The following is a 21,372-nucleotide window of genomic DNA, read 5'->3' as shown; positions in this document are numbered from 1 at the left end:
CCTTAGTAGACGTCGCTAAAGCCGTGCTGGACGATATAGGTCGGACAGCCGGGGCGCGCGGTGTTGATGATCAGGTACCAGACCGTTTCACCGGGCCGACCGGCGCGCGAATATTCACAGCCAATCGGATGCGTCCACCATTGCGAGCTATAGCCTTCGGCGGGCATGGCGGTGGTGCCGCCGACATGGATCATGGCCGCGCGTGCGACTTTTTCGCTAAATCCGGCCTGTGCCGCACTGGCAAGGGCAATAAGCGCTGATGCGGCGACTAGCGTGAATTTCTTCATTTTGGTAACTCCTGACCTGGCCCGGACAACACCCCTCACCACATGCCGTCAGGGTGTCCTTAACCCCTTTCCAAAACCTTAAAGGCGCCCCCTTCGGGACGCCGTTAATACTTAGGATTTGCGCTAAACTGGGGCGGGATTATTCCCAGCAGCTGACCAGCACGGTCATCGCCCCGGCGCGATCGGTCAGCGCCTCAGCTGGGATATCGCCCAGTTCCGCGGTGATGCGTGGCGTGATGCCGTTTTGCATCAAAACCTGGCGCAGAGCACCGGTATTGGCGGCAAAACTTACCCCCTCGGGCAGGGCGCGCCCGTTCTGGATATGCGGCAAAAGCATCCCCAGAACCGCGCCGCCCGCATCAAGCACCGGCCCGCCGGCATCGCCGTCAAGCGCGGTGATCGCCAGCCGCTTGAGATGCTCTTCGCCGTTCAATCCGCGCAGGTCGGCAAGCTGTCCAAAGGTCATCGTCGGCGCGCCAAGGATGCCGCCATAGGAATAGCCCGCGACCGCGACCTCGGACATCAGGCGCGGGGTCAGGTCCTGAAAGGTGGCCACGTTCTGCGGCGCAAGCCGCTCGGTGGGGCGCAAGAGGGCGATGCCAAGCTCGGCGTCGTCAAGCCTGATGGCCGCGTCATACATATCGTCGATGGTGATGCGGCCACAGTTTTGCACCACCTCTGACGTGGTCAGAACAGCGCCGCCCTGATCGACATAAAAGCCCGAGCGCGAGAGTTTGGGCTTGCGCACTTCCAGCCCCGAGACCAGATCAATGCGCTGTTCGGCGGTATTGCCGGCCGCGGGGTCAAGCGTACCGCTGAGCCACTCAAAGCTGTCCTGCATCTGGCCCAAAAGGCGATTGCGGCGCTCTTCGTCGCCCGCAGGCCAGATCAGCGTAAAGCCCTTGATCTGCCCGTCACGCAACCAGACTTCGGTCTGAGAAATCTGCAGGGCGCCCTCGCCAATCAGGCGAAAGCTGTCGCGTTCAAGGTTGCGCGGCCCGGTTTCCGGCACGATTTCAAGGGTTTGCATGACGTCGTACAGCCCGGCCAGTGTGTTGCGGCCGCCCTCCTGGCTGATCAACAGAACCCGCGCGTCGATGTCGCCTTTGGGTTTGAAATGCGCAAAAGGCGGCTCGTAGCGGTCGAACTCCACCACGCCCATCGGCAGCTTGACGGCAATGCCGGTCGCCGTGTCGCGCACCATCTCAAGGCCAAGCCCTTCGAGAACGGCGTTATACTGGCGCAGCAGCTCGCGGCGTTGCGCTGTTGTGAGAATGCCGGTTACCTCAAAATTGTTGGCCTCTTGCCAGCGGCCCATCGAGGCGCGGGTGCCCTGACCAAAGGCCGCGTCGATCGCGCCGCCGTAAAAGCCGGCCCATTTGAGGGCGATCTGAAGCGCGGCGCGGCCGTCGCGGTCAAGCCGGGCCTCGCTTGCGCGGGCCTCCCGCGGGGTCTCATCCGGCGCGGCGGGGTCTGGCGCGGGGGCGGGTTCGACGACCTGCGCGAGCGCAGAGTTCAGGGCAGGGGCCGTCGGCACAGCGGGTTCGGTGCGTGTCAACAGGTTGGCACCGACCGGCCAGAACTGACGCTGAAAATCAGAGGATTCGGCGATATAGCTGTCGCGCGCGATCACGCCCTCGTTGCGATAGACCTGAAGCACGCGCTCGGCCTCGTCGCGCCGATAGGGGCCAAGGGCAATCCCATACCAGCCGCGCCCGAGGGAAAAGCCGTTCACATCCTGCAAGTCCGCGCCATAGCGGCGGGCACTGGCCTGGGCTTCGGCAAGGCTTGGCTGGGCTTCGATCTGCACCCAGACAAGCGGTTCGTCCTGTGACCAGGCCGCAGGTGCGCAGAGCAAAATCGTTAACATAAATCCCAAAAAGTAACGCGTCATCGGCTTCCCTTAATTCCTGCCCCGTCTGTTCGCATCGGGGCTTTAAGGGGTTTTAGCAAAAATGCCGCGCGATGCACCCAAAATATGCGCGGTGGCCTGATTGACCCTGACGCACGGGGGCCGTAGGTAAGACTGGCAATTTCAGCGGCGGTCCCCGGGGGCGAAGATGGCGCAAACAAACGGCAAACCACGCAGTTTTCAGGAAATCATCCTGCGGCTTCAGACCTATTGGGCGGGGCAGGGCTGTGCGATGATGCAACCCTATGACATGGAAGTGGGCGCCGGCACGTTTCACCCGGCCACGACGCTGCGCTCATTGGGGTCCAAACCCTGGGCGGCGGCCTATGTGCAACCCTCGCGTCGGCCCACCGACGGGCGCTATGGCGAGAACCCGAACCGCCTTCAGCATTACTATCAGTATCAGGTGCTGATCAAACCGAGCCCGCCCGATCTCCAGGACCTTTACCTTGGCTCGCTCAAGGCGATTGGCATCGACATGGATCTGCATGACATCCGCTTTGTCGAGGATGACTGGGAGAGCCCGACGCTTGGCGCCTGGGGGCTTGGCTGGGAGGTGTGGTGCGACGGCATGGAAGTCAGCCAGTTCACCTATTTCCAACAGGTCGGCGGGCATGATTGCGCGCCGGTCTCGGGCGAGCTGACCTATGGGCTTGAGCGCTTGGCGATGTATGTGCTTGGCGTCGATCATGTAATGGACATGCCCTATAATGACCCCGACGCATCAATCCCGCTGAGCTATGGCGATGTGTTTCGCCAGACCGAACAGGAATACAGCCGCTGGAACTTTGATATCGCCAATACCGAGGTTTTGTTGCGCCACTTTGAAGAGGCCGAGGCCGAATGCGAGGCGATCCTGAGCCATCCCTATGACGACCCCAAGACAGGGCAGCGGATCGTGATGGTGCATCCGGCCTATGATCAATGCATCAAGGCAAGCCACCTTTTCAACCTGCTGGACGCGCGCGGCGTGATCAGTGTGACAGAACGACAGGCCTATATCGGGCGTGTGCGGGCGCTGGCCAAGAAATGCGCCGATGCCTTCGTACAGACCGAAGCGGGGGGATACGCCGCATGATGGGCAAGATATTAGCGGGGGTGATCTTGGTCACAGCTTTGGTGGCCGGTGCGGCCATGTATTATTTGCAGGTCTATTACTTTTACGAAAACGTGGCGGCGACCGGCACCGATGACGTTCAGTTGACCTCGCTGGTGTCGGGCGAGGCAGAGCCGGTGCTTTATGACGGGTTCGAGGCGATTGATGCCGACAGCTCGCCGATCCGCTATCGCGCCTGTTTCACCACCACGATGAGCAACGCCATGCTCAGCGAGACCTATGAGATTTACGAGACCGCCGAGCCGCTGACCGCGCCGGGCTGGTTTGAGTGCTATGATGCACAGGCCATCGGCCTTGCGCTGGAAGAGGGCCGCGCGCTTGCCTATCTTGGACAGCGCGACGTGTCTTACGGCGTTGACCGCGTGGTTGCCATTACCGACGACGGGCGCGGCTTTGTCTGGCATCAGATCAACCGCTGTGGCGTGGTGGTCTTTGATGGTCAGCGCGCGCCCGATGACTGCCCCGAACCTCCCAAAGGGTATTGAGTGATATGCCAGATCTTCTGATCGAACTGTTTTCCGAGGAAATCCCCGCCCGCATGCAGGCGCGCGCGGCCGAGGACCTCAAGAAACGCATGACCGACGCCCTTGTCGAGGCTGGCCTGACCTATGGCGGGGCCGCCGGTTTTGCCACGCCGCGCCGTCTTGCTCTGGCGGTCGAGGGGGTGCTGGCCACAAGCCCGACCACCCGCGAAGAGCGCAAAGGCCCGCGCGTCGATGCGCCCGAAAAGGCGATTGAGGGCTTCTTGCGCGGCGCCGGAGTGACCCGCGATCAGCTTGAGGTGCGCGACGAGAAAAAGGGTCAGGTCTATTACGCGACCATCACCCGTCCGGGGCGACCCGCCGCCGAAATCGTGGCGCAAGAGCTTGAAAAGGTAATCCGCAATTTCCCCTGGCCAAAATCCATGCGTTGGGGGGCCGGAAGCCTGCGTTGGGTCCGCCCGCTGCATTCCATCCTGTGCATCCTGACGGATGATGTGGGCGAGGCCACGGTGGTTGAGCTTGAGATTGACGGCATTCGGGCCGGTAACATCACGCAGGGCCATCGCTTTATGGGCGAGGGCGCATTTGCCGTAAGCTCGTTTGACGATTACCGCGCCAAGCTCCGGCGTGATCACGTGGTGCTTGAGGCGCAGGAGCGCGCCGATCACATCTGGCAGGATGCCGGCAATCAGGCCTTTGCCGCCGGTCTTGAGCTTGTTGAAGATGCCGGCCTTTTGGCCGAGGTGTCGGGTCTTGTGGAATGGCCGGTTGTCCTTATGGGGCAGATCGGCGAGGATTTCCTTGGCCTGCCCGGCGAGGTGCTTCAGACCAGCATGCGCGAGCACCAGAAGTTCTTTTCGGTGAAAAACCCCAAGACGGGGCGGATTGAACGCTTTGTCACGGTGGCCAATGTCGAAACCGCCGATCACGGCGCGACCATTCTGGCGGGCAATCAAAAGGTTCTGTCGGCGCGGCTGTCGGATGCCAAGTTTTTCTGGGAAAACGACCTGCGCCTTGTGCGCGACAAGGGGCTTGCAGGCATGGCCGAGGGCCTTTCCGAGGTGACGTTCCACAACAAGCTTGGCTCGCAGGCGGCGCGGATTTCCCGGATTGAGGCGCTATCGCGTGATCTTGCCCCCGCCTTGGGCGCAGATGCCGAGATTGTCGGGCTTGCCGCAAAGGTGGCCAAGGCCGATCTGCAATCGGAAATGGTCTATGAATTCCCTGAATTGCAGGGGCTCATGGGGCGCTATTACGCCGAGGCCGAGGGGCTTGCGCCCGAGGTTGCCGCCGCAGCGCAAGAACATTACTCCCCCCTGGGCCCGTCTGACGCCGTGCCGACAGGTGTCGTATCGGTCACCGTGGCGCTGGCCGACAAGCTTGATACGCTGACCGGGTTCTGGGCGATTGACGAGAAACCGACCGGATCGAAAGACCCGTTTGCCTTGCGCCGGGCCGGGCTTGGGGTGATCCGCATCATTCTGAGCAACGACTTGCGGCTGTCTCTGTCACAGTTCCTTGATTTGCAGCTGTTGCGCCAGAAAATCACCCTGAACCGGAGAAAGGCCACCACCGGCGAGATCGACACGCTTGAAGAAGTGCTTGACGAAATTGCCGATCACGGTGTGTTTGGCGCCGCTTTTGAGGCTGTGATGGCGCGGCTCAAGGCGGATGACAAGGCACCCGAGGCGGGCGATGGGACGGTTTTGGACGGGGTCGAGAAATCCTTGCCAGAACTATCGGCTGATCTGCTGGCGTTTTTGCACGATCGTCTCAAGGTGCACCTGCGCGACGATGGCATCCGGCATGACGTGATCGACGCCTGCCTTGTGATGCCACGCGCGGATGATCTTACCCTGCTGGTCAAACGCGCGCAGGCGCTTGGGGCGTTCCTTGGCTCTGAGGATGGCGAGAACCTGTTGCAGGGCTTCAAGCGCGCCAACAACATCCTGACCCAGGCCGAAGAAAAGGATGGCGTCGAATATTCCTACGGCGCCGATGCGAAATTTGCCGAAACCGATGAGGAAAAGGCGATTTTCGCGGCGCTTGACGCGGCCGAGCCCGAGATCACCCGCGCCCTTGAGGCCGAGGATTTCGCCGGGGCGATGGCGGTCATGGCGGGCTTGCGCCCGGCGGTGGATGCGTTTTTCGAGGCGGTGCAGATCAATGCCGACAACCAGGTGTTGCGCCGCAACCGTCTCAACCTGTTGAGCCGCATTCGCGCCACCTGTCTGCAGGTTGCCGATCTGACGCGGATCGAAGGCTAGCGCCCTCATCGGCCCTGACAGGCCGTCTCGGGGATTTCCGCGAGGCTGGCACGTCAGGGCCGGACGAGCCTGCGGCTTTCCCTTGCCTTGTGCGTCTCTGGGCGTATGGTGCGATCAAAGGAAAGGTGCCGCAGTGCAGCAAGACGAGAAAAACATCACCCTCATCACCCCTGACGCGCAGATGCACGCCGCAACCCATGGCGGGCGGGCGAAGTGCCTGCAACGGCTGGTGCGCCTTGATCTGCCGGTGCCGCGCACGATTGCCCTGTCGTTTGATGCCGTTCATTCAATTGCCGCCGGGGACATGCCGGACATGAAGGCGCTTTTGGCGCCCTTTGGCGATGCCCCGCTGTTATGCGTGCGGCCCTCGTCGGAAGATCCCGATTGGGGCGGGCCCGGTGCGATCCTCAATATTGGCATCAACGACGCGACCTATGTCGATCTCTCTGACAAGCTGGGCGAGGTCGCCGCCGCCGAGATTTACCTGCGCTTCGTGCAATCCTATGCCATTCACGTGGCGCGGCTTGATCCCGATATCCTTGATGACGTCTCAAGCGATCCCAAGCTGGGCCTGAGCCAGGCCCTGCGGGCCTATGAGGCCGAAACCGAAGAGGAATTTCCGCAAGATCCGGCGGTACAACTGGCCGAGGTGCTGCGCTCTATGGCGCGCGCCTGGGAGGGCACGACCGCGCGCCTTTTGCGGCAGGCCAAGGGTGCCCCCGCCGATGCGGGGCTTGGCCTTGTGGTGCAGGAGCTCGCGCTTGGTCTGGGGCAGGGCGAATGCGGCTCGGGCGTCATTCAGCTTGTCAACAGCCAGACCGGAGAGCGCAAGATCACCGGGCGCTACCTCAGTCAGAGCCAGGGCCGCGAGGCGCTGCGCGGCGGGGCGGATTCGCTCTACCTTGAGCGTGATCCGCGCGGCCCGTCGCTGGAGGAACTGGCCCCGGAGGCGTTCGAGGCGCTCAAATCCTATACTGCGATGATGCGTGAAAAGCTGCGCGAAGAGATGCAGGCCGAATTCACAATCGAAAACGGCAAGGTGTTCTTGCTTGATGGCTTGCGCGTGGCGCGCAACGCCCGCGCGGCGGTTGGAATCGCCGTGAGCCTTGCAGAGGACGGCATCATCTCGCGCGAAGAGGCGCTGATGCGGGTCGAGCCGCGCGCGCTTAACGAATTGCTGCACCGTCAGGTCGACCCCGAAGCGCCGCGCGATGTGCTGGCGCGCGGGATTGCCGCCAGCCCCGGCGCGGCCAGTGGGCGGATCGTCTTTTCCGCCGCCGAGGCGCAGGCGTCACAGGCGCGCGGCGAGGCCTGCATTCTGGTGCGGCGTGAAACCAGCCCCGAGGATATTCGCGGCATGCATGCCGCTGTTGCCGTTCTGACCGAGCGGGGCGGCATGACAAGCCACGCTGCCGTGATCGGGCGCGGGATTGGCCTGCCCTGCGTCGTGGGCGCCTCGGATATCCATTTTCAGGCCCGGCGTAATCAGCTGACCATGCCCGACGGGCGGGTGCTCAAGGCGGGGGACGTGATCACCATTGATGGCACCAACGGTCTTGTTCTGGCCGGTGAAACCCCGCTGCTGGAGGCCGCGCGCGATGCGTCCTTCCAGACCCTGATGAGCTGGGCCGATGGCGTGCGCGACATTGCTGTGCGCGCCAATGCCGACACGCCCGCCGACGCCGAGGTGGCGCGCAATTTCAAGGCGCGCGGCATCGGGCTGTGCCGGACCGAGCATATGTTCTTTGAAGAAGACCGCCTGACGGTGATGCGCGAGATGATCTTTGCCGACAGCAGCAAGGACCGTGCGGCGGTGCTTGAGCGGCTTCTGCCGATGCAGCGCGCCGATTTCACCGATCTGTTCCGCATCATGCAGGGCAAGCCGGTCTGTATCCGCCTGTTTGACCCGCCGCTGCACGAATTCCTGCCGACCGACCGCGCGGGGCACTTGCAATTGGCCGAGGCGCTTGATCTGCCGCTGTCGGATGTCACCCGCCGCGTCGAGGCGCTGAGCGAATACAACCCGATGCTGGGCATGCGGGGCGTGCGTCTTGGCATCACCGTGCCGGAAATCTACGACATGCAGGCGCGCGCGATCTTCGAGGCCACCATCGAGGCCAGCAAGGAGGGCGCGCCGGTGGTGCCCGAGGTGATGATCCCGCTGGTCAGTGCGCGCCGCGAGGTCGAGCTGGTCAAGACCCGGATTGATGCGGTGGCCGCGGCCGTGCGCAATGAGACCGGGCGCGAGTTTACCTATCGTTTGGGTGTTATGGTCGAAACCCCGCGCGCGGCGTTGCGCGCCGGGGATATCGCGCCGCTGGTCTCGTTCCTGAGCTTTGGCACCAACGACCTGACGCAGATGACCTATGGCTTGTCGCGCGACGATGCGGGGCGGTTCATGTCGGACTACGTCAAACAGGGCGTTTACCCCGAAGACCCGTTTCACACGCTTGATATTGACGGGGTTGGCGAGCTTCTCAAGATCGGGGCAGAGCGCGGTCGCGCGGCCAATCCGGACGTGGTTCTGTCGATTTGTGGTGAACATGGCGGTAACCCCGAATCAATCGCTTTTTGTCGCGATGCCGGGTTTGACTATGTTTCCTGCTCTCCGTTCCGGGTTCCGGTGGCGCGACTTGCTGCCGCACAGCTGACGGTCAAAGACAAGATCGGGTAGGCGCGGGCGCGATTGCCGCAAGATCATGCATGCCAACCAAGGCTCTGCTTGGCACAAATTGCTGTGCCCTTTGTGCCGCAGGCCAGCAGGGTAGACGGATCGGACAATTTTATATACCTCCCCCCGATGCAGCGGAACCAACCGCGATCACCGAGGAGATCATGCATGAGACGGATTGCACTGGCCGCGACCTTCGCGGCGCTGGCAGCGCCGGCTATCGCGGATGCGCCTGTGAACAGGCTGATGGATCAGGAAATGCGCGCCCTGCGCTCGATTTCCGGCGACCGCATGGCAAGCTTTCTGACCCGCCCCGAGACCGAGGTGGAATATTCCAAGACCTGGCTGTCGCAGCAAGAGCTTGTCAAAGGCGGCCCCGAGTGGCGCTGTCTGGCAGAGGCGCTTTACTTCGAGGCGCGCGGCGAAAGCGTCAAGGGACAATTCGCGGTGGCCGAGGTGATCCTGAACCGGGTCGATGATCCGACATATCCCGACACGGTCTGCGGCGTGGTGCATCAGGGCACGGGTCGCAAATTCCAGTGCCAGTTCACCTATACTTGCGATGGTATCAAAGAGGTGATCAGTGAACCCAAGGCCTTCCGCCGGGTTGGCAAGGTTGCCAAGCTGATGGTCGATGGCGCGCCGCGCGATCTCACAAGTGGGGCGACGCATTACCACACCCGCGCCGTAAACCCGCGTTGGGCCCGTCATTTCCCGCGCACCGCGACCATTGGCGTGCATCACTTCTATCGCCAGCCGACGCGGGTCTCGCAGAACTAGGGCCGCCAAAGCCCCCCGAAAATCGGTTTTTGCCTGCCTAATTCAAGGCCGGCGGGCGAAAACCAAGTTATTCCCTGCCAAACACGACAATCGCGGTTGACTCGGGCGCGCGCGTCATTAAAAGGCAGGCTTCATGAGATATTCACGGGCGGCAGGACTGCCCGGCGCAGGAGATGAAAAATGGCGAAGCCGACGACCATCAAAATCCGTCTGAACTCGACCGCGGGCACGGGCCATTTCTACGTGACCAAGAAAAACGCACGCACCATGACCGAAAAGATGACCGTACGTAAGTACGATCCCGTGGTGCGCAAGCATGTCGAGTACAAGGAAGGCAAGATCAAGTAAGATCGCCTGACAGACAAGACAGACAAAGCCGCGCCACCACAGCGCGGCTTTTTCTATTTGGGGCGCGCTGCGGGGCCGGTGGATTTTACCCGAAAGCCAAACCGATGTCCCATTTCAGTATCCGCCCTGCCGCCTTTGATGATCATGCGGCGTTTTCCACATTGCTGACGCGCAGCTATCCGCCGCAGCTTGCGCCCTGGTATGCCTGCGCTACCCTGCGTCAGGCGCTTCCGGTGATGACCCTTGTCGCCCCGGAGGCGCTCTGTGGTGACCGCTATTTTCTGGCCGAGGACCGGGGCCGGGTTCTGGGCGTCGGCGGCTGGAGCGATATAAGCCCGTTCGGGCGCGCCTGTCCGCAGGGGCATGCCCATATCCGGCACCTCGCCTGTGACCCTGAGAGGCTTCGACAGGGGGTCGGGCGGGCCATCCTGCGCGAGGTGGTTGCGACGGCGCGGGCCAACGGCATCAAGGTGCTGCATTGTCTCACACCGCATAACGCCGCGCCGTTCTACGCCGCGACCGGCTTTGCCGCGCTTGGCGAGGTGACCATGCGTCTCACGCCCGAGCTTGACCTGCCGGTGATTCACATGCGCCACGCATTGGGGTGAAACGCAAAAGGGCCGGTCGCGATAACCGGCCCTCTCTATATTTGCGCTCTGGGGCGCTGTTTATTCTTGCTGGCCCATGAACATCAGCAGGAACTGGAACATGTTCAGGAAGCTGATGTAGAGGCTCAGCGCGCCGTCATAGGCGGCCTTGTCGAGCCATTCCTGATCGCCATGCGCCGCATGGGCAACATAGGTGCTCTTGATCTCCTGCGTGTAATAGGCGGTCAGGCCGGCAAAGATCAAAAGGCCAATCGCCGAGATCGCATAGGTCATTGCAGGCGATTGCAGGAACATGTTGATAACCATCACCACCAGAAGGCCGACAACGCCCATGATCAGGAAGCTACCCCAACCCGAGATGTCTTTCTTGGTGGTATAGCCGTAGAGCGACAGCGCCGAGAACGCGATTGCGGTCACAACGAAGGTCTGGATGATCGAAAAACTGGTGAAGACCAGGAAGATCGAGCTCATCGAGATACCGATCAGCGCGGCAAAGGCGAAAAAGCCGAGCTGTACAGCCGCGGCAGACCCGCGTTTTTGCAAAGAGCCCCAAGCGAACATGATAAAGCCGAGCGGCGCCAGCATCACCACCCATTTGAGCGGCGACAGGTAAAGCGCGGCGCCAAGACCCGACAGCATCGTGCCGTTGGGCAGCTGCGCGGCGGCGGCGGAAGGATCGGTTGTGACAGCAAGCCCCGCGATGGCCCATGCGGCAAGGGCTGTGATCAGCATGCCGAACGACATGGTGCCGTAGACCTTGTTCATGTGGGCGCGAAGACCCGCGTCAATCTGGGCGGTGGCGCGTGTGCCCGTCGCCGTCCGGATCGTGTTGAACTCTGCCATGAATACCTCCGATATGAAAATGGCGGCCCCGGTATGGGGCTTTGCCAACAATATCGGGTAGGTGTATCGGGTTTTCAAGTTTTAGCGAGCGTTTTTCTCAGGCTTTTGTAAACTCTCGCCTGAATTGCCTGCTTTAGCGACAGGCCGGGGTGGGCAGATCCCAGAACGGGCGGCTTGCCTCGCGCTCTGCCTCGCGGCGGCTCAGGCCGATGTCGGCAAGCGCGGCATCGTCGAGATGGCGCAGGGCGTTGCGCTGTTTGCTGACCGCAAGCATATCACGCAGCGCGAAGTGCACGCGGGGAAGGGTGCGGGGCCGGGCGGGGGCGTGAATATGAAGGCTCATGGTCTGTTCCTTTCCTAAATGTGATGCGATCTGGCATATCTATTTCTTCTGTTGATCTTTCTGCCTGAGTCGGGGCAATATTAAAAATGAATGTTCATGGGGCGAACCATCAAGGAATGTGATCAATGCGAAATCTTGACATAACGACGCTGCGCTCGCTGGTGGCGGTGGCGGATCAGGGCGGGGTCACACGGGCGGCCTCGGCGCTTAACCTGACGCAATCGGCGGTCTCGATGCAGATCAAGCGGCTTGAGGATATGCTTGATCTCAAGCTGATGGACCGGGCCAATCGACGGGTCTCGCTGACCGCCTCGGGCGAACAGCTTGTCGGCTATGCCCGGCGCATGCTTGATCTCAATGACGAGGTGGTTGGCCGCCTGACCGAAGAGACATACGAGGGCGAGCTTGTTCTCGGGGTGCCGCATGACATCGTCTATCCGGTGGTGCCGCGGGTTCTGAAATCGCTCAATGCGGCCTTTCCGCGGGTCAATGTGCAATTGCGCTCGTCCAGCACGGTCCGCCTGCGCGAGGCGCTTGGCAAGGGCGAGGTCGACATGATTCTGACCACCGAGCAGGGCGTGGGCGAGGGCGGCGAGACCCTGACCGAAATGGCGCTGCGCTGGACCGGGGCACCGGACGGGCTGGCATGGAAACGGCGGCCTTTGCGGCTTGCCTTCTGCACCTGCTGCATCTTTCGCCCGATTGTTTTGCGCAAGCTCGACGAGGCCGGGATCGATTGGGAAATGGCGGTCGAATCAGAAGACGACCGCGCCGTCGAGGCCGTGGTCAGCGCCGATCTTGCCATCGGCGCCCTGCTGGAAAATAGCCTGCCGCCGTATCTTGAGGCGATCAACCCCGGTGGTCTTTTGCCCGATCTTGGCGTGCAGAAAATCAATCTTTACATGCGCGGGGGGCGCGACAAGGTGCTGGACGAACTGGCGCAGATGCTGCGCAACGGGTTCGGCGCGATCCCGGCGCCCGCCGCCCTCATGTCAGCGTGACAACCACCTTGCCGGTCGATTTGCGCGAGCGCAGCAATTCAAGCGCCTCATCGGCGCGTTCAAGCGGCAGGACATGGCTGATGTGCGGTTTGATGCGGCCCTCTGTGTACCATTTGAACAGGGTGGCAAGGCTCTGCGTGACCACCTCGGGGCGGAAATTCAGGTAGCCGCCCCAATAAAGGCCGATCACCGAGAGGTTCTTGACCAACAGGTGATTGGCCGGAATTTGCGGCACCTCGCCACTGGCAAATCCGATGCTGAGGATGCGCGCTTCGGGGTTGCAGGCGCGAAAGGCGGCCTTGAACTGATCCCCGCCAACCGGGTCATAGACCACATCGACCCCGCCAAGCGCCTTGCAGGCGGCGCGGATGTCCTCGGTCTTGGCGTCAATCAGGTGATCGGCCCCGGCGGCGCGCGCCACCTCAAGCTTGTCGGCGCCGCGCGCACAGGCGATGACCCGCGCGCCTATCTCTTTGCCGATTTCCACCGCCGTCAGGCCGACACCCCCCGCGGCCCCCAGCACCAAAAGCGTCTCGCCCGGTTGTAGCCGCGCCTTGTGGTCGAGCGCGACATGGCTTGTGCCGTAAGCAATCAGGAAGGCGGCAGCATCGGTGAAGGTCATGTCATCGGGCAGGACTACCGCCCGATTCGCCGGAAAACAGCCATAGTCCGCCAGCCCGCCCTGGCCGCCAAAGACCGCAACCCGCGTGCCGGGGGCGGGACCGTCGGTATCGGGGCCAAGCGCGTCAACCACGCCGGCGACCTCCATGCCAAGGGTGAACGGGGCGGGTGGTGTATCCTGATATTCGCCCTTGATCATCAAAAGATCGGCGAAATTGAGACCACAGGCCTCAATTCGCAAGGAGACTTCGCCTTGCTTGGGGGGCGCGCGCGATATGTCGCAAATGGTCGGCGTGGCCCCGGTGTTGGCGATGTGAAAAGCGCGCATGAAATCCCCTCTCTTATTCCGCCAGATTTGGCAACAAACTGTTGATCGGATTAAGGTAATTCGATTCGGTAGGTCAAAACCACCAGTATCGGCTGAGTCGGCACTATCCGAAAGGTTAGCCGCTCGCTTAGATTGTGTTTCTTTCGGATAGGGCGCGTATTCGGATAGCGATAATTCTTGTATTCCGGCTGTATCTTGTTAGGTTCAAACGTGCGCTGCTGGGATGCGTGGCGTGATTGTTTGACGTGTTTAGCGTCTTTGGATGCCATATTACTGGCGACGTAAAAATTAAAAAGAAGGAACATTCAATGCCGCACCCAGTAGATGTGCACGTTGGAAAACGCATTCGCCATCGCCGTTGGCTGGTCGGAATGACTCAGCAGCAGCTTGCGGAAAGCGTTGGAATTAAATTTCAGCAAATTCAAAAATATGAAACCGGTGCGAACCGCGTGAGCGCGTCCCGTCTTTGGGACATCGCCGATTCGCTTGAAGTCGAGATCAGCTTTTTCTTTGAGGGCATCGAGCACGAAGGCGATGCACCGCGCGAAAAGTCCGACAACGTACCCTCGGATATCCTTGGCGATAAAGAAGCGCTTGATCTGGTTCGGTCGTACTATGCGATCCCGGAAAATCAACGCCGTCGCCTGTTCGATCTTGCCCGCGTCCTGAGCGAGGTGGCTTGAGCCTGACAGGTCTGTGGCCTAAGTCTGCACTTTCACAGCGCAGATAAAGGGCAGGCCGGTCATGGATATCGACAAGAAAATTGAAACCGCCCATGCGTTGGCCGATGCCGCGCGTGCGGCGGTTTTACCGTTTTTCCGAAGCACTGATCTGGTGGCCGATAACAAGCACTCCGGTGGCAGCTTTGATCCGGTGACCGAGGCCGACCGCGCCGCAGAGCTTGCAATGCGCGAGGTTCTCGCAAGGATGTGCCCCGAGGATGGCATTCTGGGCGAAGAATTCGGTCAGGTAGACGGGACAAGCGGTCTTACATGGGTGCTTGATCCGATTGATGGCACGCGCGCCTTTCTGTCCGGCTCTGCAACATGGGGGGTGCTTGTTGCGCTCTCTGATCACAGCGGTCCGGTCTATGGCCTGATTGACCAACCCTATATCGGCGAGCGGTTCGAGGGCGGCTTTGGGCGCGCAACGATGAGCGGCCCCCTGGGCACAGGGCCCCTCAAGGCGCGGCGGGATCGCGCCTTGAGCGAGTCGATCCTCTTTACCACCTTTCCCGAGGTCGGCAGCGCCGCCGAGGGCGCCGGATTTGCCGATCTGGCAGCACAGGTCAAGCTGGTGCGCTATGGGCTTGATTGCTACGCCTATGCGCTTGTGGCGGCGGGGCAGATCGACCTTGTGGTCGAGGCCGGGCTTGCTCCCTATGACATTCACGCGCCGATTGCCGTGATCGAGGCCGCAGGCGGCATCGTGACCGACTGGCAAGGCGGCCCGGCGCATCAGGGCGGGCGTGTTCTCGCCGCGGCGAGCCATCAGCAGCATGCCGCCGCCCTTGAGGTCTTGTCGCGGGTGGCTTGATCAAGCCTGCCTTTTGGGCGTAAATGGTATCTGCTGCACGGTTCTTAACCCCTTTCCGCCGTGCAATCCATGCTTCCAGAGGGGGTTAGGAAGCACTGGCAAAGGGTTATTTTCATGAGAGAAACGCTAATCCGTGGGGCGGACTATCTGCTCACGATGAACGATGCGCGCGAAGAGTTGCGCGGCGCTGATATCCTGATCCGCAACGGCATCATCGCCGGTGTCGGTCATGGTCTTGAAAGCGGTGGCGAGGTGGTTCTTGCGGCGGGCTGTGTGGTGACGCCGGGCCTGGTGAACACGCATCACCATCTTTATCAAAGCCTGACGCGGGCGGTGCCGGGGGCGCAGGATGCGCTGTTGTTCGGCTGGCTGAAAACGCTCTATCCGATCTGGGGGCGGTTTGGACCAGAGGAAATGCATGTCTCTGCCCTTACCGGGCTGGCCGAGTTGGCACTTTCAGGATGCACGCTAAGTTCCGATCACCTCTACATTTTTCCCAATGGTGTGCGGCTTGAGGATACGATTCATGCGGCGGCCGAGATCGGCTTGCGGTTTCATCCCACGCGCGGCGCGATGAGCATTGGCGAAAGTGCTGGCGGTTTGCCGCCAGATGCTTTGGTGGAGGATGAAGAAAGTATCCTAAACGACTGTATTCGCGTGATAGATTCTTTTCATAACCCCAAGGAGGGGTCGATGTGTCGGGTCGGTATCGCGCCCTGTTCGCCGTTCTCTGTGAGCCGTGACCTGATGCGCAACGCGGCACTTCTGGCGCGCGACAAGGGGGTGATGTTGCATACTCATCTGGCCGAAAATGAAGAGGATATCGCCTATTCCGAGGCCAATTTCGGCTGTCGTCCGGGGCAGTATGCCGAGGATCTCGGGTGGACGGGTGATGATGTCTGGCATGCGCATTGCGTTAAGTTGGATGCGCAAGAGATTGATCTGTTTGCAAAAACCCGCACGGGTGTTGCGCATTGTCCCTGTTCCAACTGTCGTCTGGGATCGGGCATCGCGCCGGTGCGGGCCATGCGGGATGCGGGCGTCAAGGTGGGGCTCGGGGTCGATGGTTCGGCCAGCAATGACGCGGGAAACCTCGTGCTTGAGGCGCGCCAATCCATGCTCTTGCAGCGGGTCAGCCAAGGCGCCGATGCGATGAGCGCGCGCGAGGCGCTTGAGATTGCCACGCGCGGCGGCGCCGAGGTTCTGGGGCGCAGCGATTGCGGTCAGATCGCCCTTGGCAAGCGGGCCGACATTGCAATCTGGGATGTGCGCGGCCTTGAGAGTGCCGGAAGCTGGGACCCGGCGGCGCTTTTGCTGGCCGGGCCGACCCGCGTGCGCGACCTCTTTGTCGAGGGGCGGCAAGTGGTGCGCGACGGCCATCTGGTCAGCATAGATTTGCCGAAGGTGATAGAGTGGCAAAACCGGCTGGCGCGGGCCTTGGCCGAGCGCTAGGCTGAAGGCTGGATCACTTTCAAGGGGCGTCTGGATGTCGGGATTTCGTTTGCTTGGTCTTCTCGCGGCCCTGTTCCTGCTGGCCACCCCGATGACACCGGCGCAGGCGCAGGCGACGGATTTCGGGCAGGCCTCGCTTGGTTGGGTCAATGCCGAGCGGGCCAGGAACGGCCGCGGCGCGGTGGCCCTGTCGCCCAAGCTCACGCGGGCGGCGGCGGCCCATGCCGGCGACATGGCCAAGAACGGATACTTCAGCCACACCGGCGCCAATGGCAGCAGCATCGGTGACCGGGTTCGGCGACAGCAATACGGCTTTTGTTTCGTGGCCGAGAATATCGCCAAGGGGCAGGGCACGCTGGACGAGGTGTTGCGGGCCTGGATGGCCTCGCCTGGCCATCGGCGCAACATGCTGCACAAGCGTGCCGCCGAATTCGGCCTGGTGCGCGGGCTGGGGAACCTCTGGGTGATGGTTCTGGGTCGCCCGGGCTGTTAGAGGATCAGCCGAAGAAGCGTGGTTTCAGCTTGAGGATGGTGTCGCCCATGTCGGCGCTTATCTGACGGGCGGCGGCGAGGGCCTCTTGGTGGGCGCCATAGCCGGTGGCGACGGCGCTCTCGATGGTGGCGCTTTGCACGAGGCTTGCCACAAGATCGGGGTTGTCGCGGGCATAACCTTCACCGAATTGGGCGTCGATGGCGTCGATGGCGTCGATGGCGTCGATGGCGTCGATGGCGCGGGTGGCCTCGGCAAGGTGCCGGGTGATCTGGCTGGTCATGGGCTGTGGCCTTTTTCCTGATGGTACGCTCAGGCAGATAGGGCCGAAATGGCGTGTGGCGAGGGTTGGTCTCGCGCGGCGTGCACGCAACAGCCCGACAAGCCCTCAGGCGGGGCGCCCGGCGATCCAGACCTGTTTGACCGCGCGGTCATCGCCCATCATGATCGTGGGAAACAGCGCCTCCCAGATATCATCGGCGCGGGCGCTGCGCTGTGCGATGGCCGGGGTCGAGGCAAGGTCAAGTGCCACAAGGTCGGCCTCCATCCCCGGAGCGATATTGCCGATCATCCCCCCCATATGCAGCGCCTCGGCAGAGCCGGCTGTCGCCAGCCACAAGAGCTGAGCCGGGTGCAGGGCGGTGCCGGTGAGCTGGCCAATTTCATAGGCGGCGGCCATGGTGCGCAGCATTGAAAAGCTTGATCCGCCGCCGGTATCGGTTGCAAGGCCGACCCGCTGGCCCTCGGCGATGCGCGCGGCCATGTCAAACAGGCCAGAGCCGATGAAGGTATTCGAGGTCGGGCAATGAACAAGCGCCGCCCCCACCTCGCGCAGGCGATCCCGCTCGCGCGGCTCAAGGTGGATCGCGTGGCCATAAAGCCCGCGCGCCCCCAAAAGCCCGTGTGCCTCGTAGGTATCAAGGTAATCGCGCGCCTCGGGGTAGAGCGATTTGACCCAAGTGATCTCGTCGGTCTGTTCGCTCAGGTGGGTCTGCATCAGGCAATCGGGATGCTCGGCCCACAGCGCGCCAAGCGCGGCCAGCTGATCGCGCGTCGAGGTCGGTGAAAATCGCGGCGTGATCGCATAGGACAACCGGTCCACCCCGTGCCATGCTCCGATCAACGCCTTGCTGGCGTCATACCCCGACTGCGCCGTATCACAGAGGTCGGGCGGCGCGTTGCGATCCATGCAGGTCTTGCCCGCCACCGCGCGCACCCCGCGCGCCTGTGCCGCCTCGAAAAACGCGGTCACGCTGCCGGGGTGGATGGTGCAATAGCTGACGCAGGTCGTGGTGCCGTTGGCCAGCGTCAGGTCGAAATACCGGCTGGCGATCTCGCGCGCATAGGCCGGATCACCAAAGCGCAGCTCCTCGGGAAACGTGTAAGTCTCAAGCCAATCGCGAAGCCGCTTGCCCCAGCTGGCGATCATCGCGGTCTGCGGATAATGCACATGGGCATCGACAAATCCCGCACAGATCAGCGCGTCACCCATGTCGACCTGCGCGGCCTCGGGCGCCTCGGCGCGCAGGTCTGCAGCGCGCCCAAGTGCCGCGATCTTGCCGCCCCGGATCAACACCGCCTCAGAGAGGCGCGCCGCATCATTGGGATCGCCGCCCCCGAAGGGAGTGCGCTCAAAGCCAAGGATCTGACCGGTCAGAAGCATATCGTGGGGCATCGGGCCTCTTTCGTCTGAAAGCTGTTCAAATTCCATGATATGTCCGCCTGTAATCGGGGTAAATCGGCCTATTGTCATTGTTTTCCCGAAGCTGCTTCTTTAATCCTCTCGCAGAGGCGCGACAGGGGGATGTGAAATGGCAGAGCAGGACTATGACCGCGGCCCCGAGAGCGAGCGCGACGAGGACGATTACCCGCTGAACAAACAGGCGGTGGCGCGGATTATCGAGGCGGTTGATACCGGCGACCGGGATCTGCTTTTGTCCGAGATGGAGCCGCTGCATGCGGCCGACATCGCCGACCTTCTGGAACAGATCAACAGCGGCGACCGGCGCGCCCTGATCGCGCTTTATGGCCGCGAGTTCGACGGCGACATCCTGTCGGAACTTGATGAATCGATCCGCGAAGAGGTGATCGGCCTTCTGACGCCCGAAGTGCTGGCCGATGCTGTGCGGGATCTGGATTCCGACGATGTGGTCGATCTTGTCGAGGATCTTGAGGGCGGCCAACAGGCCACCATCCTGAGCGCGCTTGAAGACAGCGACAGGATCGCCGTTCAGCAATCGCTGACCTACCCGGAATATTCCGCCGGCCGCCTGATGCAGCGCGAAGTCGTTATGGCGCCCGAGCATTGGTGCGTCGGCGATGCGATTGATTACATGCGCCATGTCGAAGAGTTGCCGGAGCAATTCTATCACATGATCCTGGTCGATCCGCGGCTGCATCCGGTTGGCAATGTCACGCTTGGCCGCATCATGGGCGCGCGCCGCGAGACCGCCCTCAAGGATCTGGTCGAGGACACGTTTCACACCATCCGCGTCACCCGTGACGAGGGCGATGTGGCCTATATGTTCAACCAGTATCACCTGATTTCCGCGCCCGTGGTCGACGAGGATGACCGGCTTGTCGGGGTGATCACCATTGATGATGCGATGGCGGTGCTCGATGAAGAGCACGAAGAAGACATCATGCGCCTTGCCGGTGTCGGCGAGGGCGGCCTGAACGACAGCGTGATCGAGACCTCCAAACAGCGGGTGCCCTGGCTTGCGGTGAACCTTCTGACGGCGATCCTCGCCTCGCTGGTGATCGCCCAGTTCGAGGCGACGATTACCCAATTCGTGGCGCTTGCCGTGCTGATGCCGATCGTGGCCTCGATGGGCGGCAACGCCGCCACGCAGAGCCTCACAGTCGCGGTGCGCGCGCTTGCCACCAAGGATTTGACCGGTTCGAATGTCTGGCGGGTGCTGTGGCGCGAAATCATGGTCGGGATGATCAACGGTCTGATTTTTGCCGCCACGATGGCGATCGTGGGCATCGTCTGGTTCGGCGGGCCAGAGCTTGGTTATGTGATCGCGGCCGCAATGGTGATCAATCTGGTCGTTGCGGGGCTTGCCGGCTCGGCGATTCCAGTTGTTATGGATCGCATGGGCATTGATCCGGCGCTTGGCTCGGGCACTTTCGTGACCACGGTCACCGATGTTGTCGGGTTCTTCGCCTTCCTTGGGCTAGCAGCGGTGTTTCTGGTATGACTGATCTGAGCGAAATCAAGGCGGCCGCGCGCAAGGCAGCGTTTCTGCGCCGTGCGGCGGCCCATGCGGCGCGCCCGGCCGGTGAGGCGGCGCTCTTGTCGAGCGTTCTGGCGGGCTATCGCGGGGTGCCTCTCGCGGCCTATATGGCGATCCGCTCCGAGATTGATCCCTTGCCTGTCATGCAAGAGGCGGCGGCGCATGGTCCGGTCTGTGTACCGGTCATTCAGCGCCTCGGCCTGCCGCTCAAATTCTCCCGCTGGACACCGGGCTGCGCCCTGCGCGAGGGGCCGTTCGGTGCGATGATCCCGGCCGAGGACGACTTCATCACGCCTGAAATCCTGATCGTGCCGCTGGTGGCCTTTGATCGACAGGGCGGGCGGCTTGGCTATGGCGGCGGGTTTTATGACCGCACGCTCGAACTGCTGCGCGCGCGCCGCGCGACGCTGGCGATAGGCTTTGCCTACGGCGCACAGGAAGACAGCGCGCTGCCGCTCGAACCCACCGACCAGCCGCTTGATATGGTCGTGACCGAAACAGAGGTGATCGAGTTTGCCGCGCGAACATGATTATACCGCCCGCGTTGTCTGGACCGGCAATCGCGGCGAGGGCACGGCACATTACAAGGGCTATGATCGCACCTGGAACGTCGAGACCCCCGGCAAGCCGGTGATCCACTGCTCCAACGACCCTCTCTTGGGCGGCGATCCGACCCTTCACAACCCCGAGGATATGCTGATCGCGGCGCTCTCGGCCTGTCACATGCTGTGGTTCCTGCACCTCGCCAGCGACGCGGGCATCATCGTTCATGCCTATCAGGACGACCCGCTCGCCGTGGGCGAAACTGATGCCAATGGCGCCAGCCGCTTCTTGCGCGCCACCCTGCGCCCCTCGATCAGCGTGCCGTCGGGCACCGACCTCAAAAAGGCCAATGCGCTGCACGACGAGATACACAAGACCTGTTTTATCGCCCGTTCGGTCAATTTCCCGGTCACCTTTGCTGCGCGCTACCGCATCAAGGCCTAGCGCTCGCCCCTTCTTCTTGGCACAAATACTTCCGCCGGAGGCGTCCCTCACTGGCCCCAA

22 protein-coding genes are annotated in these 21,372 nt (G+C 62.1%); 15 read left to right on the top strand and 7 right to left on the bottom strand.

Going from position 1 to position 21,372, the window contains the following annotated elements; genetic code table 11:
- Positions 1–2: 2 nt before the first annotated feature.
- Positions 3–287: a hypothetical protein gene (locus ROG8370_RS08765; RefSeq protein ID WP_085826704.1), complete on the bottom strand. Its 285-nt coding sequence runs from the start codon at positions 285–287 to the stop codon at positions 3–5.
- 139 nt (positions 288–426) lie between these two features.
- On the bottom strand, positions 427–2,181 hold the full coding sequence (locus ROG8370_RS08760; RefSeq protein ID WP_085826703.1) for a serine protease: 1,755 nt from the start codon (positions 2,179–2,181) through the stop codon (positions 427–429).
- 166 nt (positions 2,182–2,347) lie between these two features.
- Between ROG8370_RS08760 and ROG8370_RS08755 the strand changes: the two genes are divergently transcribed.
- From ROG8370_RS08755 to ROG8370_RS08725, 7 genes are all read left to right on the top strand, one after another.
- Positions 2,348–3,277, top strand: a complete 930-nt coding sequence (locus tag ROG8370_RS08755; RefSeq protein ID WP_085826702.1) for a glycine--tRNA ligase subunit alpha — start codon at positions 2,348–2,350, stop codon at positions 3,275–3,277.
- Positions 3,277–3,801 (top strand): DUF6446 family protein, encoded by a 525-nt coding sequence (locus ROG8370_RS08750; protein ID WP_085826718.1) that lies wholly within the window; start codon positions 3,277–3,279, stop codon positions 3,799–3,801. Before ROG8370_RS08755 ends, ROG8370_RS08750 begins: the two co-directional genes overlap by 1 nt.
- Before the next feature lie 5 nt (positions 3,802–3,806).
- A complete protein-coding gene (glyS, locus tag ROG8370_RS08745; protein ID WP_085826701.1) occupies positions 3,807–6,065 on the top strand; it encodes a glycine--tRNA ligase subunit beta in 2,259 nt (752 codons plus the stop codon).
- Positions 6,066–6,246: 181 nt separating this feature from the next.
- Complete coding sequence (locus ROG8370_RS08740; protein WP_370738334.1) at positions 6,247–8,739, top strand: putative PEP-binding protein; 2,493 nt, start codon at positions 6,247–6,249, stop codon at positions 8,737–8,739.
- 165 nt (positions 8,740–8,904) lie between these two features.
- A complete protein-coding gene (locus tag ROG8370_RS08735) occupies positions 8,905–9,516 on the top strand; it encodes a cell wall hydrolase (RefSeq protein WP_085826699.1) in 612 nt (203 codons plus the stop codon).
- Positions 9,517–9,696: 180 nt separating this feature from the next.
- Positions 9,697–9,864, top strand: coding sequence for a 50S ribosomal protein L33 (rpmG, locus tag ROG8370_RS08730; protein WP_007799108.1), 168 nt, complete (start codon positions 9,697–9,699; stop codon positions 9,862–9,864).
- A gap of 104 nt (positions 9,865–9,968) precedes the next feature.
- On the top strand, positions 9,969–10,472 hold the full coding sequence (locus ROG8370_RS08725) for a GNAT family N-acetyltransferase (protein ID WP_085826698.1): 504 nt from the start codon (positions 9,969–9,971) through the stop codon (positions 10,470–10,472).
- 60 nt (positions 10,473–10,532) lie between these two features.
- Here ROG8370_RS08725 and ROG8370_RS08720 read toward each other — a convergent pair whose 3' ends face one another.
- The gene (locus ROG8370_RS08720; RefSeq protein WP_085826697.1) at positions 10,533–11,315 is read right to left on the bottom strand and encodes a Bax inhibitor-1/YccA family protein; all 783 of its coding nucleotides are present in this window, start codon (positions 11,313–11,315) and stop codon (positions 10,533–10,535) included.
- A 133-nt stretch (positions 11,316–11,448) separates the two neighbouring features.
- A complete protein-coding gene (locus tag ROG8370_RS08715; RefSeq protein WP_085826696.1) occupies positions 11,449–11,658 on the bottom strand; it encodes a DUF1127 domain-containing protein in 210 nt (69 codons plus the stop codon).
- Between the two features lie 125 nt (positions 11,659–11,783).
- Between ROG8370_RS08715 and ROG8370_RS08710 the strand changes: the two genes are divergently transcribed.
- Positions 11,784–12,659 carry a LysR family transcriptional regulator gene (locus ROG8370_RS08710; protein WP_085826695.1) on the top strand — a complete coding sequence of 292 codons (876 nt, stop codon included), beginning with the start codon at positions 11,784–11,786 and terminating at the stop codon, positions 12,657–12,659.
- On the opposite strand, the gene ROG8370_RS08705 is transcribed toward ROG8370_RS08710, so the two are convergent.
- Entirely contained in the window at positions 12,646–13,608 is a 963-nt protein-coding gene (locus tag ROG8370_RS08705; RefSeq protein WP_085826694.1) for an NADPH:quinone oxidoreductase family protein, read from the bottom strand. The two genes, ROG8370_RS08710 and ROG8370_RS08705, sit on opposite strands and share 14 nt — an antisense overlap.
- A gap of 308 nt (positions 13,609–13,916) precedes the next feature.
- Here ROG8370_RS08705 and ROG8370_RS08700 point away from each other — a divergent pair, with 308 nt between their 5' ends.
- From ROG8370_RS08700 to ROG8370_RS08685, 4 genes are all read left to right on the top strand, one after another.
- Complete coding sequence (locus ROG8370_RS08700) at positions 13,917–14,291, top strand: helix-turn-helix domain-containing protein (protein WP_085826693.1); 375 nt, start codon at positions 13,917–13,919, stop codon at positions 14,289–14,291.
- 61 nt (positions 14,292–14,352) lie between these two features.
- Entirely contained in the window at positions 14,353–15,144 is a 792-nt protein-coding gene (locus tag ROG8370_RS08695; protein ID WP_085826692.1) for an inositol monophosphatase family protein, read from the top strand.
- A gap of 114 nt (positions 15,145–15,258) precedes the next feature.
- Positions 15,259–16,596, top strand: a complete 1,338-nt coding sequence (locus ROG8370_RS08690) for an 8-oxoguanine deaminase (RefSeq protein ID WP_085826691.1) — start codon at positions 15,259–15,261, stop codon at positions 16,594–16,596.
- 34 nt (positions 16,597–16,630) lie between these two features.
- Positions 16,631–17,089, top strand: coding sequence for a CAP domain-containing protein (locus ROG8370_RS08685; RefSeq protein WP_085826690.1), 459 nt, complete (start codon positions 16,631–16,633; stop codon positions 17,087–17,089).
- Between the two features lie 4 nt (positions 17,090–17,093).
- On the opposite strand, the gene ROG8370_RS08680 is transcribed toward ROG8370_RS08685, so the two are convergent.
- Together ROG8370_RS08680 and guaD are read right to left on the bottom strand one after the other, a co-directional pair.
- Positions 17,094–17,369, bottom strand: a complete 276-nt coding sequence (locus ROG8370_RS08680) for a hypothetical protein (RefSeq protein WP_085826689.1) — start codon at positions 17,367–17,369, stop codon at positions 17,094–17,096.
- 105 nt (positions 17,370–17,474) lie between these two features.
- Positions 17,475–18,761 carry a guanine deaminase gene (guaD, locus tag ROG8370_RS08675; protein ID WP_085826717.1) on the bottom strand — a complete coding sequence of 429 codons (1,287 nt, stop codon included), beginning with the start codon at positions 18,759–18,761 and terminating at the stop codon, positions 17,475–17,477.
- A gap of 136 nt (positions 18,762–18,897) precedes the next feature.
- Here guaD and mgtE point away from each other — a divergent pair, with 136 nt between their 5' ends.
- Genes mgtE through ROG8370_RS08660 form a run of 3 tightly spaced genes read left to right on the top strand, consistent with a single transcriptional unit; the run spans position 18,898 to position 21,312 of the window.
- A complete protein-coding gene (gene mgtE / locus ROG8370_RS08670) occupies positions 18,898–20,289 on the top strand; it encodes a magnesium transporter (RefSeq protein ID WP_085826688.1) in 1,392 nt (463 codons plus the stop codon).
- Positions 20,286–20,855, top strand: a complete 570-nt coding sequence (locus ROG8370_RS08665; protein WP_085826687.1) for a 5-formyltetrahydrofolate cyclo-ligase — start codon at positions 20,286–20,288, stop codon at positions 20,853–20,855. Before mgtE ends, ROG8370_RS08665 begins: the two co-directional genes overlap by 4 nt.
- Positions 20,839–21,312 (top strand): OsmC family protein, encoded by a 474-nt coding sequence (locus ROG8370_RS08660; RefSeq protein ID WP_085826686.1) that lies wholly within the window; start codon positions 20,839–20,841, stop codon positions 21,310–21,312. The genes ROG8370_RS08665 and ROG8370_RS08660 overlap by 17 nt, the downstream gene beginning before the upstream one ends.
- Positions 21,313–21,372 lie beyond the last annotated feature (60 nt).

Origin of the sequence: Roseovarius gaetbuli (genome assembly GCF_900172365.1) — a bacterium.
GTDB classification, from domain to species: domain Bacteria; phylum Pseudomonadota; class Alphaproteobacteria; order Rhodobacterales; family Rhodobacteraceae; genus Roseovarius; species Roseovarius gaetbuli.
This window is presented reverse-complemented; position numbering and strand designations above follow the sequence as displayed.